The sequence below is a fragment of the Flagellimonas crocea genome (assembly GCF_033441595.1).
Classification (GTDB): Bacteria; Bacteroidota; Bacteroidia; order Flavobacteriales; family Flavobacteriaceae; genus Flagellimonas; species Flagellimonas crocea.
The window spans coordinates 132,335-149,690 of record NZ_JAUZVX010000003.1 but is presented as its reverse complement, the minus strand read 5'-3'; the positions used below and the strand labels follow the sequence as shown (position 1 = coordinate 149,690).

Annotated in this window: 13 protein-coding genes and 1 pseudogene; 7 read left to right on the top strand and 7 right to left on the bottom strand. The window is 43.0% G+C overall.

The features are described from left to right. Window positions 1-25 precede the first annotated feature (25 nt). Both SD449_RS10090 and SD449_RS10085 read left to right on the top strand, forming a co-directional pair. Window positions 26-2,191 carry a carboxy terminal-processing peptidase gene (locus SD449_RS10090; RefSeq protein WP_318310388.1) on the top strand — a complete coding sequence of 722 codons (2,166 nt, stop codon included), beginning with the start codon at window positions 26-28 and terminating at the stop codon, window positions 2,189-2,191. 93 nt (window positions 2,192-2,284) lie between these two features. Beyond that, window positions 2,285-3,082, top strand: a complete 798-nt coding sequence (locus tag SD449_RS10085; protein WP_318310387.1) for a DNA/RNA non-specific endonuclease — start codon at window positions 2,285-2,287, stop codon at window positions 3,080-3,082. Here the strand turns inward: SD449_RS10085 and rodA are convergent. The 7 genes from rodA to SD449_RS10050 form a co-directional block, all read right to left on the bottom strand. Further along, on the bottom strand, window positions 3,079-4,362 hold the full coding sequence (gene rodA, locus SD449_RS10080; protein ID WP_318310386.1) for a rod shape-determining protein RodA: 1,284 nt from the start codon (window positions 4,360-4,362) through the stop codon (window positions 3,079-3,081). The two genes, SD449_RS10085 and rodA, sit on opposite strands and share 4 nt — an antisense overlap. After that, window positions 4,352-6,220, bottom strand: coding sequence for a peptidoglycan D,D-transpeptidase FtsI family protein (locus tag SD449_RS10075; protein ID WP_318310384.1), 1,869 nt, complete (start codon window positions 6,218-6,220; stop codon window positions 4,352-4,354). Before SD449_RS10075 ends, rodA begins: the two co-directional genes overlap by 11 nt. 52 nt (window positions 6,221-6,272) lie before the next feature. Beyond that, window positions 6,273-6,779: a rod shape-determining protein MreD gene (locus SD449_RS10070; protein ID WP_318310382.1), complete on the bottom strand. Its 507-nt coding sequence runs from the start codon at window positions 6,777-6,779 to the stop codon at window positions 6,273-6,275. Beyond that, window positions 6,776-7,588: a rod shape-determining protein MreC gene (gene mreC / locus SD449_RS10065; RefSeq protein ID WP_318310380.1), complete on the bottom strand. Its 813-nt coding sequence runs from the start codon at window positions 7,586-7,588 to the stop codon at window positions 6,776-6,778. The genes SD449_RS10070 and mreC overlap by 4 nt, the downstream gene beginning before the upstream one ends. A gap of 66 nt (window positions 7,589-7,654) precedes the next feature. Further along, window positions 7,655-8,683, bottom strand: a complete 1,029-nt coding sequence (locus SD449_RS10060; RefSeq protein WP_127138234.1) for a rod shape-determining protein — start codon at window positions 8,681-8,683, stop codon at window positions 7,655-7,657. A gap of 55 nt (window positions 8,684-8,738) precedes the next feature. Then, window positions 8,739-10,268 carry a bifunctional phosphoribosylaminoimidazolecarboxamide formyltransferase/IMP cyclohydrolase gene (purH, locus tag SD449_RS10055; protein WP_318310379.1) on the bottom strand — a complete coding sequence of 510 codons (1,530 nt, stop codon included), beginning with the start codon at window positions 10,266-10,268 and terminating at the stop codon, window positions 8,739-8,741. A 93-nt stretch (window positions 10,269-10,361) separates the two neighbouring features. Continuing rightward, window positions 10,362-10,814: a GAF domain-containing protein gene (locus SD449_RS10050; RefSeq protein ID WP_318310377.1), complete on the bottom strand. Its 453-nt coding sequence runs from the start codon at window positions 10,812-10,814 to the stop codon at window positions 10,362-10,364. Between the two features lie 131 nt (window positions 10,815-10,945). Here SD449_RS10050 and SD449_RS10045 point away from each other — a divergent pair, with 131 nt between their 5' ends. From SD449_RS10045 to SD449_RS10025, 5 genes and pseudogenes are all read left to right on the top strand, one after another. After that, complete coding sequence (locus tag SD449_RS10045) at window positions 10,946-11,338, top strand: HYC_CC_PP family protein (protein WP_318310376.1); 393 nt, start codon at window positions 10,946-10,948, stop codon at window positions 11,336-11,338. A 94-nt stretch (window positions 11,339-11,432) separates the two neighbouring features. Beyond that, window positions 11,433-15,168, top strand: a pseudogene (locus SD449_RS10040) (efflux RND transporter permease subunit). Further along, window positions 15,165-16,385: a TolC family protein gene (locus tag SD449_RS10035; RefSeq protein WP_318310375.1), complete on the top strand. Its 1,221-nt coding sequence runs from the start codon at window positions 15,165-15,167 to the stop codon at window positions 16,383-16,385. Before SD449_RS10040 ends, SD449_RS10035 begins: the two are co-directional and overlap by 4 nt. A 16-nt stretch (window positions 16,386-16,401) precedes the next feature. Then, window positions 16,402-16,737 carry a heavy metal-binding domain-containing protein gene (locus tag SD449_RS10030; RefSeq protein WP_207035360.1) on the top strand — a complete coding sequence of 112 codons (336 nt, stop codon included), beginning with the start codon at window positions 16,402-16,404 and terminating at the stop codon, window positions 16,735-16,737. A 17-nt stretch (window positions 16,738-16,754) separates the two neighbouring features. After that, a complete protein-coding gene (locus tag SD449_RS10025; protein ID WP_318310374.1) occupies window positions 16,755-17,306 on the top strand; it encodes a helix-turn-helix transcriptional regulator in 552 nt (183 codons plus the stop codon). Window positions 17,307-17,356: the final 50 nt, after the last annotated feature.

The window sequence follows — 17,356 nt, the reverse complement described above, 5'->3', positions numbered from 1 at the left end:
TGGGCGCCCTTAAAAAAAAATATTTATGAAAAAGAACTTCATCTTGGCACTTTTGGTAATTCTAGTGGCGGTAGCCTCATGCAGTTTCACCAATAAGTCCTTCAATAATGATGACAAGGATAAATTTTTGTTGGAATTGATTTCCTATGTTTTGGAAAAGGGCCACTACGAGCCCAAAGAGTTGAACGACAACTTCAGTTCCAATGTTTTTGATGATTTTATAGAGGTCATCGATCCTACCAAAAGATATTTCCTTAAAAGTGATATCCGGGAATTTGAAAAGTACAGGTTCATGATCGATGATGAGATCAGGAACACCGATATCACATTTTTCAATGCCGTTTATCAAAGATTGATGGTCCGAATGGAAGAGGCCAAGGAAATTTACAAGGAAGTACTATCCCAACCCTTCGATTACAACATTGATGAAACCATCGAAATCGATTATGACAAGCAAGAGTTCGCTTCCAGCAAAAAAGAGCTCAAAGAGCGTTGGAGAAAGCAATTGAAATACAATACGCTCAATGTTTTTGACAACAAAATCGATAATCAGATCGCAGATGCCGATACCGATATCGATTCTGATGTTGCCTACTCATTCAGCGATATTCCTGGCTCCATAGATAAAGTGACTACTGAGGAAGAGGCCAGAGAGGTCACAAAAAACACCTTGGACGAGTTTTTTGATTTTGTGGATGATCTGGAACGCAAAGATTGGTTTGTGCAATACCTGAACACCATCGTGGAAGAATTTGATCCGCACACCTTTTATTTTGCCCCAGAGGAAAAGGAGAAATTTGACATTGGGATGTCCGGTAAGTTCGAGGGAATCGGTGCCAGGTTGCAGAAGAAACCCGAAGGGGCCAAAATCGTGGAGATTATTTCCGGTGGTCCCGTATGGAGAGACCAGTCCTTGGAAGTAGGTGATGAAATATTGAAAGTGGGCCAAGAAGGTGAAGAGCCTATAAATATTGTGGGAATGCGATTGGAAGATGCCATTAAGCTCATCAAGGGCCCGGAAGGAACCGTGGTGGATCTTACCGTTAGAAAAGTGGATGGCACCATTGAGACCGTATCCATAACAAGGGATGTGGTAGAATTGGAGGAATCCTACGCAAAATCGGCTACCATAGATGCAGGCGAAGAGAAATTCGGTTTGATCGATCTTCCAAAGTTTTATGTGGATTTTGAGAACTATAGTGAAAGAAACGCAGCAACCGATGTTGCCAAGGAACTGGAGCGCCTTAAGGAAGCAGGAGCTGAAGGCATAATCTTGGATTTACGGGACAACGGTGGAGGTTCCCTAAAAACTGTTGTCGAAATGGCTGGATTATTCATCAAGGACGGTCCAATCGTTCAAGTTCGTTCCTCAGGTCAGCGCAAGGAAGTACACGAGGACAAAGACGAACGCATTCAATGGGACGGACCATTGGTGATCTTGGTCAACGAACTATCTGCATCCGCATCCGAAATATTGGCAGCAGCCATGCAGGATTACAAAAGAGCGGTAATCATAGGAAGCAAACAAACATTCGGGAAAGGTACCGTGCAAAACGTGATTCCTTTGGACGATATCGTAAGAAGTAATGAACATGGCGATTTGGGTGCCATTAAGCTCACCACACAAAAATTCTACCGAATCAACGGTGGTTCTACCCAATTGGAAGGCGTCAAGAGCGATATTGTGGTGCCGGACAGGTACAGTTATATCGATCTTGGGGAGCGCGATCAGCAAAACCCATTGGGCTGGGACAAGATTAGCCCTGCCGATTACAAAGTTTGGGACGGATACATCGATTTTGACGAAGCCGTAAAAAACAGTAAAGAACGTATGGCAAAAAATGAGCAGATCAAGCTTATCGAAGAAAATGCCAAATGGTTGAAAGAACAGCAGGACGAAAACCTGATCTCTCTAAAGTATGATGCATATGTGGGCAAGGAACAAGAAGCCAAAAGACGTTCCGAAAGGTTCAAGAGCCTTAAGGATTACGATTCCAAATTATCCTTTAACTCCCTTCGATACGAAACAGAACTTTTTACACAGGATTCTGTGCTCAGGGAGAAAAGAGATAGATGGCATAAAGACTTGGCTCGTGATATTTACGTGGAAGAAGCCGTTAATGTGCTCAGAGATCTTCATAAGAACAATATCAGCAAGAAAGAAGATAAACTCGCCAGCGTAAAAGGATAAACATTGGCAAGAAATTAAAAAAAGCCAACTCCGCGGAGTTGGCTTTTTTTATGCAACTTTGGTTGATAAAATTTCCAACAAGGGATAAGTCAAATGAAAAATAGAACAGTTTATGTCCTTCTCATGGCGCTATGCATTGTAGGCTTTTGGCTTTTTGAAAATTTTTATACGCCCGCTACATATTCAGGTTCTAATGCATCAAAAGGAAATTTAGTTGAATCCAAACTATTGCCGGGTTCCACAACGGGTGTTATTGTGAATCATTCCTATTATACGTTTTCCTACAGTGAGCCACATGAGCAGGCTGAGTGGGTGGCCTACATTTTAAAAAAGGAACATCTGACGGACGATGATAGAGAAAGACCTTATTTTATAGAAGATCCGAAAGTAAGCACAAAATCGGCCGATTGGCGAAACTACAGAGGCTCAGGATATGATAGGGGGCATTTATGTCCGGCAGGGGACCGAAGGTTTTCCGAACAGGCCTTCAATGAAACATTCTATACAAGCAACATAAGTCCCCAGGACAAGTATTTTAATGCTGGCATTTGGAACCGTTTGGAACAAAAAGTTCGGTATTGGTGCAAAAAATATGGTGATTTGGTAGTGATGACGGGAGGTGTATTGGAAGAAGGATTGGTGGAAATCGGGGAAGAAGATGTGGATGTACCCAAGGCCTTTTTTAAGATTTTGGTGAAAGAAGGTGTCACGGGCACCCAAGTAGCAGCCTTTTTGATTCCAGCCAAAGAGACTGGTGAACCATTGCAAAAATTCTTGGTTTCCGTTGATGAGATAGAAGCCAGAACCGGTATTGATTTTTTTGAAAAACAGCCTGAAGCTTGGCAGTCGAGAATCGAGTCCCAAGTAGAGGTCCAAGGGTGGAAGTTCTAAATCCCGTCCTTTAAACGGTTGGAGTCCAGCTTTAGAAAGATGAACAACAACATTGTGAAGAAAATCAATCCAGAGCCTCCATAGCTGAAAAATGGCAGTGGCACTCCAATGGTTGGCAATAGCCCAATTACCATTCCTATGTTTATAAAATAATGGAATACCAAAATCGAAATTACTCCATAGCCGTACATTCTACTAAAATCACTCTTCTGCCGCTCCGCTATATATATCAACCGCAAAAAGAACAGGGAGAACAATAAAATTACAGTGGCAGTGCCCAAAAAGCCCCACTCTTCGCCAACGGAACTAAAAATATAATCGGTATGCTGTTCGGGCACAAAATCACCCTTGGTCCGCGTGCCTTCAAGGAATCCTTTACCTGTAAACCCACCGGATTCAATTGCTTTTTCAGATTGATAGGTGTTATAGCCAATGGTCTTGCGGATTTCTTCTAATTTTTCCTCATCTTTTTCCAAACTTAACCATAGGGCAAAGCGATCACGATGTCGTTGCTCGAATACGTTTTCGAACACAAAATTTACGGACAGTGAAAAAAGTATCGAAACTATAATCACCCCTAAAACGGGCAGGATGGGAATTTTTAAGGAAGCTTTCTTGAAGGTATATACCAGTAAAGTGAGTATGATCAGCCCAATGGCGACCCAAACAGTCCCAAACATCAACGTGGTGGCAAAAAGCACCACGGCAAAAAGGAGAATGCCCAGATAATAAATGGGAAAACCTTCACGGAACAGTACAAAAAACAGGGAAAAATAAATCAAAGAGCTTCCCGGGTCAGGTTGAGGAAGAATCAATACTGCCGGCAACAAAATAATAATAAGGGCATACATTTGATGCTTCCTATTTCGGATATCGGTCTGGATATCGCTCAAAAATTTGGCAAGCGCCAACGAGGTCGTCACTTTGGCCAGCTCCGATGGTTGCAGGTTAAAAAATCCTAGGTCGTACCAAGATTTGGCTCCTGCTATGGTTTTGCCGAATACGAACAGGCCCAATAGCAGTACAATGGAAACGACATAGAAAATGGAGGCAAAGCGCTCAAAAAAGGTGGATTCTACAAAAAGAACGAAAATAATTCCCAATAGCGCCAATCCAATAAAGAACAATTGCTTGCCGTAAAGGGTGGAAAAATCAAAAATAGAGGTTTCTGTTTCACCAATGGAGGTAGAATATATGTTTGTCCACCCGATGAACACCAATAGGGCATAAAGAATCACAGTGGTCCAATCCAACCTTCCAAAAGGCCCTTTACCAGACATATTCGTTTATCTTGAAAGGTTCACCACTATAGGGTTTTGCATATTCATGTTCCAGTGTTTTTTCAAGCATTCGTTGTTCCAGGTCCTTTCTGGTAATTTCACCTTTTATATATTTTTCTATCAAAAGGGATGCAATATGACCTGCGTAACGGGAACCGTAGTATCCATTTTCAATATAGACGGCCAATGCGATCTGAGGGTTTTCAACTGGTGCGAAGGCCACAAAAACGGAGTGATCCGTCAGTTGCATTCGTTCACCGTCAACACGGATATAGTTTTCCACGGTACCTGTCTTGCCCGCAATCTCGATGCCAGGAATTTTCACCCATCTTGCCGTTCCATAATTGTAAACGTTGGTCATACCTTGGATAACGGGTTCAAAATACTTTCTATCAATGGTGGTGTAATTGGGCTCTGTGTACTGGGGGTCTATTTTTCCGTTGCCACCTATATTTTTTATGATATGGGGCGTATAAAAATAACCGCGATTTGCAATGGCTGCCGTCATATTGGCAAGCTGAAGGGGAGTGGCAGCAATCTCTCCTTGACCAATGGCATTGGATATAATGGTGGATGCGGCCCACCTGCCATTGCCATACCATTTATCGTAATAGGCCACATCAGGAATCCTTCCGGGGGCGCCGGTTGGCAGGTCGGTGCCCAAATAATCTCCCAGCCCAAAACTTTTCATATGTTTTTCCCAAATATCCATACCTTCGTCCGTGGTTTCGTATTTGTCAAAGATTCGACGGAAAACACCTGCGAAATAGGCATTACAGGATTGATATATGCCCGAGTTCAAATCCCTGACACCGCCACCACAATGGCATCCCCTTAGGGTATTGCCCACATAGAAACCATGGTAACATTTAAATCTGGTATCTTCATCTATTACCCCTTCTTGAAGCCCGATCAATGCATTGAGTGTTTTAAAGGGAGACCCTGGGGAGGGTTGTGCCAAAATGGAACGGTCCCAAGTAGGTTTGGATATGGTATCGTAATGGAGCTTGCTATAATTTTTGGAACGTTCTCGGCCCACCAACAGTGAGGGGTCATAGGTTGGACCCGATATCATGGCCAATATTTCACCCGTTTTGGGTTCAATGGCCACAATACCGCCTCTTTTGCCATGCATCAATTTTTCCCCGTATTCTTGGAGCACCTTGTCCAAGGTGATCTGGATTTCCTTGCCCTGTTCCGGTAAGGTGTCCAGTTTGCCGCTTTTATATGGTCCAATGTCCCTGTTAAAACGGTCCTTTTGAATATGTTTTACGCCTTTTCTTCCCCTTAGGATTTCCTCGTACTGTTTCTCGATTCCCGTTCTGCCCTTTAATTCTCCGGCAACATAATACGGGTTGTTTTTAAGGTCCCACTCGTTCACTTCACTGATATAGCCCAAAACATTCGCAGCACTTTTGGTATTGTAGTAGCGCAACGATCTTTTTTGGATATAAAAGCCCGTGAAGTGGCGCATTTTTTCCTGAAGTTTGGCATAATCTTCCTTGGAAAGCTGGGGTACCAATACCGAAGGTAGCCGTGGGGAGTATATCCTTGCTTTTTCCATTTTGGAAAGAAACTCACTTTTCTCAATACCCAAAAGACCACAAAATTCCAAAGTGTCCAATGGTTTTACTTCCCGGGGGATTACCATGACATCGTATGCGGGTTGGTTTCCGACCAAAAGTTTTCCATCGCGATCGTAGATATAGCCTCTTTCGGGATAATCATATACTTTTTTGATAGCGGGATCGTCCAATATTTGATCGGGGGAAAACCGGAACAATTGCAAATACGAGAGCCTCCCTATAAAGGTGAACCCTATAAGTATGACAACGGATGATAGCAATAATTTTTTCATGACGGATCTAGATTATCGAGCTGTATATAACTCAACGATAGAAACTACGTTTTTATTCGGTTTTTGGACTAAAAAGTGAACTGAATAAAATACAAAGTATTAAAGTTACGATTCCTGTGGTAAAAACTTTTTTCAAAATTAATAGGATATGGGCAATACTTAAAATTTCGAAGGAAAAGAATATGGCGTGATGGAACAAGACGATCAGGGCCAAAAAGGTTATTCGCTGGATCTTGGTCGTGTTCTTGAAACTGAAATTTTGAAAATCATAGTTCACACCAAAGCAAAATCGCATGATTGCAGGTCTTGCATAAGCAATGGTGACCGATGCCAATGCGTTCAATGCAAGGCTGTCCGAGAAAACATCGATGACCAATCCCAATAGAAAAGCCGTAAGCATAAAAATGGCACGATTCCTTTTAATGGGATACCAGTAAAAGAAGATTACATAAACCATAGGGTTGATGAAACCCAGAAAGTTGAGATTATTGAATATGAGTACCTGTGTGATGACCAACAACACAAACCGGAGAACATTTATGAAAACGGTATTGCTCATTCTATGGTTCTGGCTTCAAGTTCCTGTATTTCCTCTCTGTCAATGTTCTCGATCAGGTACACATTTTTAATGTTGGCCATGTCGGAGAATAGCTCCACGTCAATATTGTAGAAACTTTTGGAATCGTTAAGATCATATTTCTTGATAACACCTATGGGAACGTTTTCCGGAAAAATGCTGGACATTCCCCCGGTAACAATGGTATCTCCAACAACCAAAGGGACCAGTCTGGGAATATCCACCAGTTGTACCACGGAATAGTCTTTTGTATCCCATACCAACGAACCAAAATATTCGGTGCCCTTTATTTTTGCGTTGATGTTGGATTTGGTGTTGAGCACGCTTTGCACCGTCGCAAAATTATTCGACACGTTTTCCACAATTCCCAAAATACCGTCCGTAGTGATTACACCCATATCTTGATGCACCCCATCCTTCTCTCCTTTGTCAATTAAAACATAATTTCGAGGTGAGGTGAAACTATTTTTTATAAGACGGGCATTCAATACTTGATAAACGGCCAAAGTGGAATCCAAAGGTTCAATGCTATCATATTCTGTGTTGAAAAGAATTCTGCGCAATCGCTGATTCTCCTCGACCAATCTTTTGTTCTCCTCTTGCAAGTCAAAATAAGAGGAAACATCGGAACCGGCACCATAAATACTACCGGAGACCCAACGGGATGAATTAAAGAATTTGGATTGATGGTACGAATGGGACCGAATCGTCATCACCAAAGAAATAAACGCAAAAAACACATACAAAAATGCATTTCGATAGCGTAAAACAAAATTGATGATGCGTTGCATGCAATCGTATCGTTAAGAAGGTTTTTTCAACTCCTTGAAGGTAATAGAACTGTAAAGATTACAGCACTATTTTATTAAAATACTTTTATAGCGTTCCAAGTTTTTAAGTGCAATTCCAGTACCTCGAACAACCGCTCTCAAAGGATCTTCGGCAATGTAAACGGGCAGATCGGTTTTTTGGGAAAGCCTTCTGTCCAATCCTCGGAGCATGGACCCACCACCTGCCAAATAAATACCTGTGTTGTAGATATCGGCGGCAAGTTCCGGTGGTGTTTGCGATAAGGTTTCCATTACCGCATCCTCGACCCTTAAAATACTTTTGTCCAAAGCCTTTGCGATTTCCCGGTAAGAAACCTGTACCTGTTTTGGTTTTCCAGTCAAAAGATCGCGTCCTTGAATGGATTTATCCTCTGGTGGGGATTTTAAGTCTTCCGTAGCTGAACCGATCTCGATTTTGATGGCCTCGGCCGTACTTTCGCCCACATACAAGTTGTGCTGGGTACGCATATAGTAGATAATGTCGTTCGTGAATACGTCGCCCGCAATTTTCACGGACTTGTCACAAACGATACCACCCAATGCGATGACCGCAATCTCCGTGGTACCACCACCTATGTCAACGATCATGTTCCCTTTCGGTTGCATAATGTCCAGACCGATACCGATAGCGGCAGCCATAGGCTCATGGATCAAATAAACTTCTTTACCGTTTACGCGTTCCGCAGATTCACGTACCGCACGCATTTCCACTTCGGTAATGCCCGAAGGAATACAGATGACCATTCGAAGCGCGGGCGGAAACCATTTTTTCTTGAGAGCAGGAATGTTTTTGATGAACATACTGATCATCTTTTCCGATGCATCAAAATCGGCGATAACCCCGTCCTTCAACGGTCGTATGGTTTTGATGTTTTCATGGGTTTTCCCCTGCATCATATTGGCTTCGCGGCCTACCGCGATTATTTTACCCGATACACGGTCCCTTGCCACAATGGAAGGACTGTCTACAACCACTTTGTCCAAGTGGATGATCAGGGTATTTGCAGTACCAAGGTCAATCGCAATTTCCTCGGTCATGAAATCAAAAAATCCCATAAAAATCGTCTGTTTTTCGGATTAACGGTAAAAATTATCGGCTAAAGTACTAAAATTAATGTTTAAAATGTCGAGTACCTGTCATCACCATCGCCAATCCATTTTCGTTGCAATAATCTATGCTCAATTGATCCTTGATGGAGCCTCCTGGTTGTATCACACTTTTAATGCCCGCTTTGTCCGCAATCTCCACACAATCAGGGAATGGGAAGAATGCATCACTCGCCATCACGGCACCTTCCAAATCAAAATTGAAAGATTGGGCTTTGTGTATGGCTTGGTTCAGTGCATCAACACGTGAAGTCTGTCCCGTTCCACTGGCGCACAATTGTTTGTTCTTGGCCAAAACAATGGTGTTACTTTTGGTATGCTTGCACAATTTGGAGGCAAAAATCAAATCCTCGATTTCTTGTGGGGTCGGTTTTTTGTCCGTTACTGGGTTCAGGTCCTCTTTGGAATCGGTTTTGGAATCCTTATCCTGAACCAGAACGCCGTTCAAGCAAGTCCTGACCAAAGTTTCTGGCAATTCAATTTCGTTTTGAATCAAAATGATTCTGTTTTTCTTGCCCTTCAAAATTTCCAAAGCTTCATCGGAATAACTGGGAGCGATTACTACTTCGCAGAACAGGTTGTGAATTTCTTCGGCCGTTGGTTTGTCAATTTCAACATTGGAAATCAAAATACCGCCAAATGCCGAAACTGGATCTCCTGCCAGGGCATCCACGTATGCTTGTTTGATGGTGTTTCTCGTGGCCAATCCACAGGCATTGTTATGTTTTAAGATGGCAAAGGTTGGGTCATCATTTTTGAATTCACCCATCAAGTTTACGGCGGCATCCACATCCAAAAGGTTGTTGTAAGATAGCTCTTTTCCGTGCAACTTGGTGAACATGGCATCAAAATCACCAAAGAAGAATCCTTTTTGGTGCGGGTTTTCCCCATAACGCAACACCTGACCTTTGGTCTCGCTGATTTTCAATACGGTTTCTTCTTTCTCCTTGTTGAAATAGTTGAAGATGGCCGTATCGTAATGGGATGAAATATTGAAGGCCTTGGTGGCAAAACGTTTGCGGTCTTCCAAGGTGGTGGCGCCGTTTCCTTCGGTAATTACGTTCAAAAAGTCTTCGTAATCCTCCATGGACGATACGCAAAGCACATCCTTGAAGTTTTTGGCGGCCGCCCTGATCAGGGAAATACCACCAATATCGATTTTCTCGATTATATCTTGTTCCGAAGCGCCACTGGCAACGGTTTTTTCAAAGGGATAGAGATCCACGATCACAATGTCCAACTGCGGAATATCGAACTCCTTCATTTGGGACACATCACTTTCGTTGTCCTGTCTGTTCAAAATTCCTCCAAAGACCTTCGGGTGCAATGTTTTTACACGACCGCCCAATATGGATGGATAGCTGGTCACGTCCTCAACGGGTACCACATCGATACCCAAATCGCGGATAAATTTTTCGGTTCCTCCTGTAGAATAAAGAGTTACCCCAAGTTCATCCAATTTTTTAACGATGGGTTCCAGACCATCTTTATGAAATACGGAAATTAATGCAGCGGAGGCTTTTTTAGCAGTCATCTTCTCTGTCTTAGAATCAATTTATTAAGCGCACAAAAGTACTTTTTTTGAATCTAAAAATCAGAACGGTTTATCAACAAAATATCAGAAGTTTTACAGAATTTTGGCTACTTCGGCATTGATGAATTCCAAAAAGCGCTCGTCTTCCTCGGTAAATGGGTCTGGAGTGTTGGAATCGATATCGATTTGGCCCACATTTTCCCCGTTCACAAATAGCGGAACAACAATTTCAGCTTTAACGGTAATGCTACAGGCGATGTAGTTGTCCTGAGCGGCAACATCGGGTACCACAAAGTTCTGATTGCTCACGGCTACCTGCCCACAAATGCCCTTGCCAAAAGGAATGATGGTGTGATCGGTGGGAGCACCTGCGTAGGGGCCCAGTTTCAATTCTTCTTTGTCACCATTTTTAAAATAGAACCCTACCCAATCATAATGGGCTACGTTGCTGCGCAAAAGTTCACAGATTTCGCCCAAACGGTCATCCACGGATTTGTTCCCATCCTTTACGATTTCGAGCACTTTGGGTTCCAATGATTTTAGCATGACATTTTTTTTTGCAAATGTATTGAATAGTGGATTTGTACGACAAAAGAAAGTGAACTTACAGGTCAAAAACAGATAAAGTTCTGTTAAGCAAAACAATAAATGTTAATATTTTGTAGTTTTGTAGTCGAATGAAACAGATTTTTCATCAAATAGTATCCTCATTAATGGCCCTTTTGGTCTTGGCCTCTACGGTTTCGTGGACGGTGGACAAGCATATTTGTATGGGCCGTGTGATGGATATTTCCTTTTTTGCCCATGCCGATGATTGCGGTATGGACATGGATATGGATATGGAAAAATCCTGTTGTAATGATGAATCTTTCACCGTTCAAGGTCAAGATGACCTTAAAATTTCTTTCGAGAAGTTTGATTTGGACCAACAAGTCTTTTTGATAAGTTTTGTCCAATCCTATTTTCAGCTTTTTGAAATTGATTCCGAAGAGCCAAGTTCGTTCAGGGAGTACAATCCTCCACCATTGATACGGGACGTCCAGGTTCTGGATCAGACTTTCCTTATTTGATTTAAGCATTGATTGAATGTACCCGGCCAATTTGGTTGGGCAGTTGCGTTTATACGCATTTTTTGTATCGATCTAATGTTTAAATCAAACCCTTATGCTCAATAAAAGCATTAAATTTTTAATAGAGAATAAACTGGTAGCCATATTGCTCCTGCTATTTTTTATGGCTTGGGGCATTGTGAGCACTCCCTTTAATTGGGATACCGGTATCTTGCCCAGCAATCCCGTTGCCGTGGATGCCATTCCGGATATTGGGGAAAACCAACAGATTGTTTTTACCAAATGGCCGGGCCGTTCCCCACAGGATATCGAAGATCAGATTACGTATCCATTAACGACTTCTTTGCTTGGTATTCCTGGAGTTAAGACCATTCGGAGTTCTTCCATGTTCGGGTTTTCCAGCATCTACATCATTTTTGAAGAGGATGTCGAGTTCTACTGGAGCCGTAGCCGAATTCTGGAAAAACTCAATTCGTTGCCCAACAATTTATTGCCCGATGGGGTAAACCCTGCTTTGGGACCTGATGCCACAGCCTTGGGACAGATTTTTTGGTATACCTTGGAAGGTCGCGATAAGGATGGCAATGTAACCGGAGGATGGGACTTGCAGGAACTTCGAAGCGTTCAGGATTACTATGTAAAATATGCATTGTCATCTGCATCGGGCGTTTCGGAAGTTGCTTCCATTGGCGGGTTTGTGCAGGAATACCAAGTAGATGTAGACCCCGAACTGATGAAACAGTACAATGTGGGGTTGGACCAAGTGGTCAAGGCCGTTAAACAGAGCAATCGGGACATTGGTGCGCAGACATTGGAAATTAATAAAGCCGAATACTTGGTTCGTGGATTGGGATACATCAAATCCTTGGACGACATCAAAAATGCCGTAGTGACGGCAACGGATTACACCTCCATCAGAATTAAGGACGTGGCCCATGTGTCCTTGGGCCCTGCTGTCCGCCGTGGCATTTTGGACAAAGAAGGTGCAGAAGTGGTCGGTGGTGTGGTTGTAGCAAGATACGGCGCCAATCCGTTGGAGGTCATCAACAATGTGAAGGAGAAAATAAAGGAGTTGAGTGCAGGGCTTCCTTCCAAAGTTTTGAAAGATGGAACTACTTCTCAACTCACCATCGTTCCTTTTTACGATAGAACAGAACTCATCCAAGAAACACTTGGAACACTCAACGAAGCCCTGACTCTGGAAATATTGATAACCATTTTGGTCATTGTGGTCATGGTGTTCAATCTTAGGGCCTCCGTTTTGATATCTGGACTCTTACCGATTGCGGTACTCATGGTGTTCATCGCCATGAAAATGTTCAACGTGGATGCCAATATCGTTGCACTTTCAGGTATCGCTATTGCCATTGGGACTATGGTCGATGTAGGGGTAATCCTCTCCGAGAACATTATCCGGCACATGGATGAAAACGATAACAATCTACCTATAAATGAGGTGGTGTACAATGCTACTGCCGAGGTTTCTGGGGCAATTCTTACGGCTGTACTGACCACCATCATCAGTTTTATACCCGTGTTTACCATGGTGGGGGCAGAAGGAAAACTATTCAGGCCGTTGGCCTTTACAAAGACCATGGCGTTGACAGCCTCTATTATTGTGGCGCTGTTCCTCATTCCACCGTTTGCGGCCATCATATTCAAAAAGAAAAACCGAAAGCCCACTATTACTTATGTCTGGAACGGCATTTTAATTGCCTCGGGACTGGTTGCCATTGGTTTTGGCTATTGGTTGGGCTTGGCCTTGATTGCCTTTGGTGTTTCGGGAATCTTAAAACTCCGTCAAACTTTGGATGGGAAACAAAACAGTATGCTCAATGTGGGTATCTGCGTTGCCACCATCGCCTTTTTGTTGGCCACCTATTGGAGACCTCTCGGTTTTGATCGTAGCATTGCCATCAACCTGATTTTTGTGGGATTGATCTGTGGTGTTTTGCTCGGCGGGTTTTACCTGTTCCGACAATACTATAGCCGTATTTTAACATGGGCCTTGGAACATAAATTGCTATTTCTTTCCATTCCCACGGTGATTGTGGTATTCGGATTTATGATTATGCGAAACACGGGCCAAGAGTTTATGCCCTCCCTCAATGAAGGTTCCTTTTTGTTGATGCCGACTTCCCTGCCGCATGCCGGAGTGGAAGAAAATAAACGGGTGGTACAGCAGTTGGATATGGCCGTAGCTACCATTCCAGAGATTCAAACAGTGGTGGGAAAAGCGGGGAGAACGGAATCCGCTTTGGACCCTGCGCCACTTTCCATGTACGAGAACATTATTCAATACCGATCAGAATACCAAAAAAATGAAGCAGGGAGTCCACAGCGATTCAAAGTGAATGATGATGGTTATTTTGAATTGCGCAATGGAAAAGTGCTTGCCAATCCAAATTTGCAAGTGAGCAATGAGCAGAACTATGCCGATAACCATGTAAGTGAGCCCTTGCGAATCGACAGGAACTTATTGATTCCAGATAGCGATGGAGAACTTTAGAAACTGGCGACCGGAAATAGAAAGTCCAGATGATATTTGGAATGAAATTGTGAGGGTCACCAAATTACCAGGAGTCACTTCAGCTCCTAAACTACAGCCTATTGAGACGCGTTTGGTGATGTTGCAAACAGGGATGAGGGCCCCAATGGGCATTAAAGTGAAGGGTCAAGATTTAAAGGAAATCGAAAATTTTGGCCTTCAACTGGAGCCCATATTAAAAGAAGCGGCCGGGGTGAAGGACGAGGCCGTTTTTGCTGATAGAATCGTTGGTAAGCCCTACCTCCTTATCGATATAGACCGTGAAAAATTGGTCCGATATGGTTTGGTGATAGAGGATGTGCAGCAGATTTTGGAGGTGGCCCTTGGCGGGATGCAATTGACACAAACCGTGGAAGGAAGGGAGCGATATGGCGTTCGTGTGCGATACCCAAGGGAACTCCGTGAAAATCCAACCGATTTGAAAAACATTTATGTTCCTGTGCAAAAAGGAAGCCCTGTTCCTTTGAGCGAATTGGTCACCATCCGTTATGAACAAGGTCCGCAGGCCATTAAAAGTGAAGATACCTTTTTGGTAGGCTATGTACTTTTTGATAAGCTCGATGGCTACGCTGAAGTGGATGTGGTGGAAAATGCCCAGGCCAAGATTCTGGAAAAGATAGACAGCGGCGAATTGGTGGTGCCCCAAGGCATCAGTTACCGATTCACGGGCACTTACGAAAACCAATTAAGGGCGAAAAAGACCTTGTCCGTAGTGGTTCCGATGGCGTTGTTGATCATATTCTTGATTCTGTACTTCCAATTCAAGTCCGTTGCTACCTCCATGATGGTATTTTCAGGGATTTTGGTAGCCTTTGCGGGTGGGTTTTTAATGATTTGGTTCTACGGTCAGGACTGGTTCCTCAACTTTAGTTTTATGGGCGAGAACCTTCGGGACCTCTTCCAAATGCACACCATTAATTTGAGTGTTGCGGTGTGGGTCGGGTTTATCGCATTATTTGGAATTGCTACGGATGATGGGGTGGTCATGGCCACCTACCTTACCCAAACTTTTGACAAGAACAAACCGGACAACTTGAAACAGATTCGTGCTTCGGTATTGGAAGCGGGAGAAAAGCGAATAAGACCTTGTTTGATGACCACCGCGACTACCATTTTGGCACTCTTGCCCGTGCTCACCAGTACAGGTAGGGGAAGCGATATTATGATTCCGATGGCCATTCCAAGTTTTGGTGGAATGCTAATCGCTTTGATTACACTCTTTGTAGTGCCGGTGCTGTTCAGTTGGAAAAGTGAGTTGCAACTTAAAATGCAAAACCAATGAAAAAAAGATTCATTTATATAATGTTTGTACTCGCAAGCTTTGGGACAAAGGCCCAATCGTTGGAAAGCTATCTGCAAGAAGCGGAACAGAACAGTCCCATGATTCAGGCCTTGGAACTACGCTATAATATTGCTAAAGAAAAGGTGAACGAAGTGAACACCTTGCCCAACACAACGGTTGCCGCAGGATATTTTGTGAGCGAACCAGAAACCAGAACGGGAGCACAAAGAGCTCGGTTTTCGGTCTCGCAGATGTTGCCCTGGTTCGGTACCATCACGGCGCGGGAGAACTACGCAAGTTCCATGGCAGAGACAGAGTATGCTGAAATTGTAATCGCCAAACGGAAACTGGCGTTGTCCTTGGCACAATCCTACTATAATTTATACGGGATTCAGGCCAAGCAAAAGGTGCTTCAGGAAAACATTGAACTGTTGAAAACTTACGAAACCTTGGCGCTCACTTCGGTTGAAGTAGGGAAAGCTTCGGCCGTGGATATATTAAAACTTCAAATCCGTCAGAATGAATTACAACAGCAAAAAGAAGTTTTGGAACAATCCTACTTGTCAGAGCAGGCCGTATTCAACAATTTGCTGAATCGTGAGGGACGTATTGAGGTGGAGGTTTTGGAAGAAATGGAAATCCCTGAGGATGATACTATTTTGAACAAGGACGATTTGAGCCTGAACCCGGAGTTGCTCAAGTATGACCAATTGTATGAATCCGTAACGCAATCCGAAGTGCTCAACCAAAAGGAAAATGCACCAAGTTTCGGGATAGGTTTGGACTATATTCCTGTTTCCGAACGTGAAGACATGGCTATGAGCGATAACGGGAAGGATATTGTAATGCCCATGGTTACTTTTTCCATTCCTATTTTCAACAACAAGTTCAAATCCGTCACCAAGCAGAACGAGCTCCGTCAAAAGGAGATTGAATTTCAGAAAAAGGAGCGATTGAATGTTTTGGAAAATGCCTATGCCAGTGCCATTTCGCAACGCAACCAAGCACGTATCGCATACCGTACCCAAGCAAAGAATCTGGAACAAGCGAAGGATGCAGAAGAAATCTTGATCAAGAGTTATGAAACCGGAACCATCAATTTCAATGATGTGCTCGATGTACAGGAGCTGCAATTAAAATTTCAGACCAATCAAATACAATCAGTGCAGTTATATTATATACAATCTGCCATCATCAATTATTTAATTAACAAGTAAATTTAATTTATCAAGAATGAGAACAAACATCAGAACAATTATCGGAATCGCATTTGCATCAGTATTGGTGCTTACAGTATCGTGCAAGGGAAAAACGGAGGAAGCCAAAGAAACTTCTACGGAAGAAACCATGGAGCATGAAGGTCACGATATGGAGAAAATGGATCATGAAAATCATGATATGGAAGGCATGGAAACTGCCAAAATGGAAGGTAAAGAGTATACTTCCAAATATGTTTGCCCCATGCATTGTGAAGGGAGCGGCAGTGATGAGGAAGGAAAATGCCCAGTTTGCGGTATGACCTATGTGTTGAACGAGGAGCACATGGCCGACGGGCACACCCATAACTAATTTCAAATTGTACCACTATGCGTATCAAGGTAAAAAATATGGTATGTGAAAGATGCAAAGGCGTTCTGAAAAATGAATTTCGGGATGTTGGCATTGAGGTGGTACAAATTGACTTGGGAGAGGTTGAATTCAAGGATTCGGCCATTGGCCAAATAGCACGTATTCGGGAGATTTTGACCAAGAACGGATTTGAATTGATCGAGGATGTAGATCAAACATACATCGTTGACATCAAGAAACACTTGATCAATGCTTTGGATGACCGTTCCGATATGAATCTCTCGGAATACTTGGCCAAAAAACTGGGCAAGGAGTATTCGGCGCTCAGTAAAATGTTCAGTGCGAAGGAGGGCTTGACCATTGAAAAATATTTTATCCTGCTCAAAATGGAAAAGGTAAAAGAAGAGATCCAAATGGGAAACAAAACCTTCTCCGAAATTGCCTACGATTTAGATTATAAAAGCAGCAGTCATTTGGCCAAACAGTTTAAATCGGTAACGGGGATGTCGATGAGCGATTATAAGAAATTGCAAGAGTGGAACAGGAGACCGTTGGACCAAATTGTATAAAAGAAACCCAGAATTGTAAAAAGCTTCCGACTGGTATTCAGCTAGTTTTG

Bases quoted from the DNA above. Each gene is read 5' to 3' on its own strand.
- rodA (WP_318310386.1), bottom strand. From the start codon at position 4,362: ATGTCTGGTAAAGGGCCTTTTGGAAGGTTGGATTGGACCACTGTGATT.
- SD449_RS10085 (WP_318310387.1), top strand. From the start codon at position 2,285: ATGAAAAATAGAACAGTTTATGTCCTTCTCATGGCGCTATGCATTGTA.
- SD449_RS10075 (WP_318310384.1), bottom strand. From the start codon at position 6,220: ATGAAAAAATTATTGCTATCATCCGTTGTCATACTTATAGGGTTCACC.
- purH (WP_318310379.1), bottom strand. From the start codon at position 10,268: ATGACTGCTAAAAAAGCCTCCGCTGCATTAATTTCCGTATTTCATAAA.
- SD449_RS10070 (WP_318310382.1), bottom strand. From the start codon at position 6,779: ATGAGCAATACCGTTTTCATAAATGTTCTCCGGTTTGTGTTGTTGGTC.
- SD449_RS10050 (WP_318310377.1), bottom strand. From the start codon at position 10,814: ATGCTAAAATCATTGGAACCCAAAGTGCTCGAAATCGTAAAGGATGGG.
- mreC (WP_318310380.1), bottom strand. From the start codon at position 7,588: ATGCAACGCATCATCAATTTTGTTTTACGCTATCGAAATGCATTTTTG.
- SD449_RS10025 (WP_318310374.1), top strand. From the start codon at position 16,755: ATGCGTATCAAGGTAAAAAATATGGTATGTGAAAGATGCAAAGGCGTT.
- SD449_RS10035 (WP_318310375.1), top strand. From the start codon at position 15,165: ATGAAAAAAAGATTCATTTATATAATGTTTGTACTCGCAAGCTTTGGG.
- SD449_RS10030 (WP_207035360.1), top strand. From the start codon at position 16,402: ATGAGAACAAACATCAGAACAATTATCGGAATCGCATTTGCATCAGTA.
- SD449_RS10090 (WP_318310388.1), top strand. From the start codon at position 26: ATGAAAAAGAACTTCATCTTGGCACTTTTGGTAATTCTAGTGGCGGTA.
- SD449_RS10045 (WP_318310376.1), top strand. From the start codon at position 10,946: ATGAAACAGATTTTTCATCAAATAGTATCCTCATTAATGGCCCTTTTG.
- SD449_RS10060 (WP_127138234.1), bottom strand. From the start codon at position 8,683: ATGGGATTTTTTGATTTCATGACCGAGGAAATTGCGATTGACCTTGGT.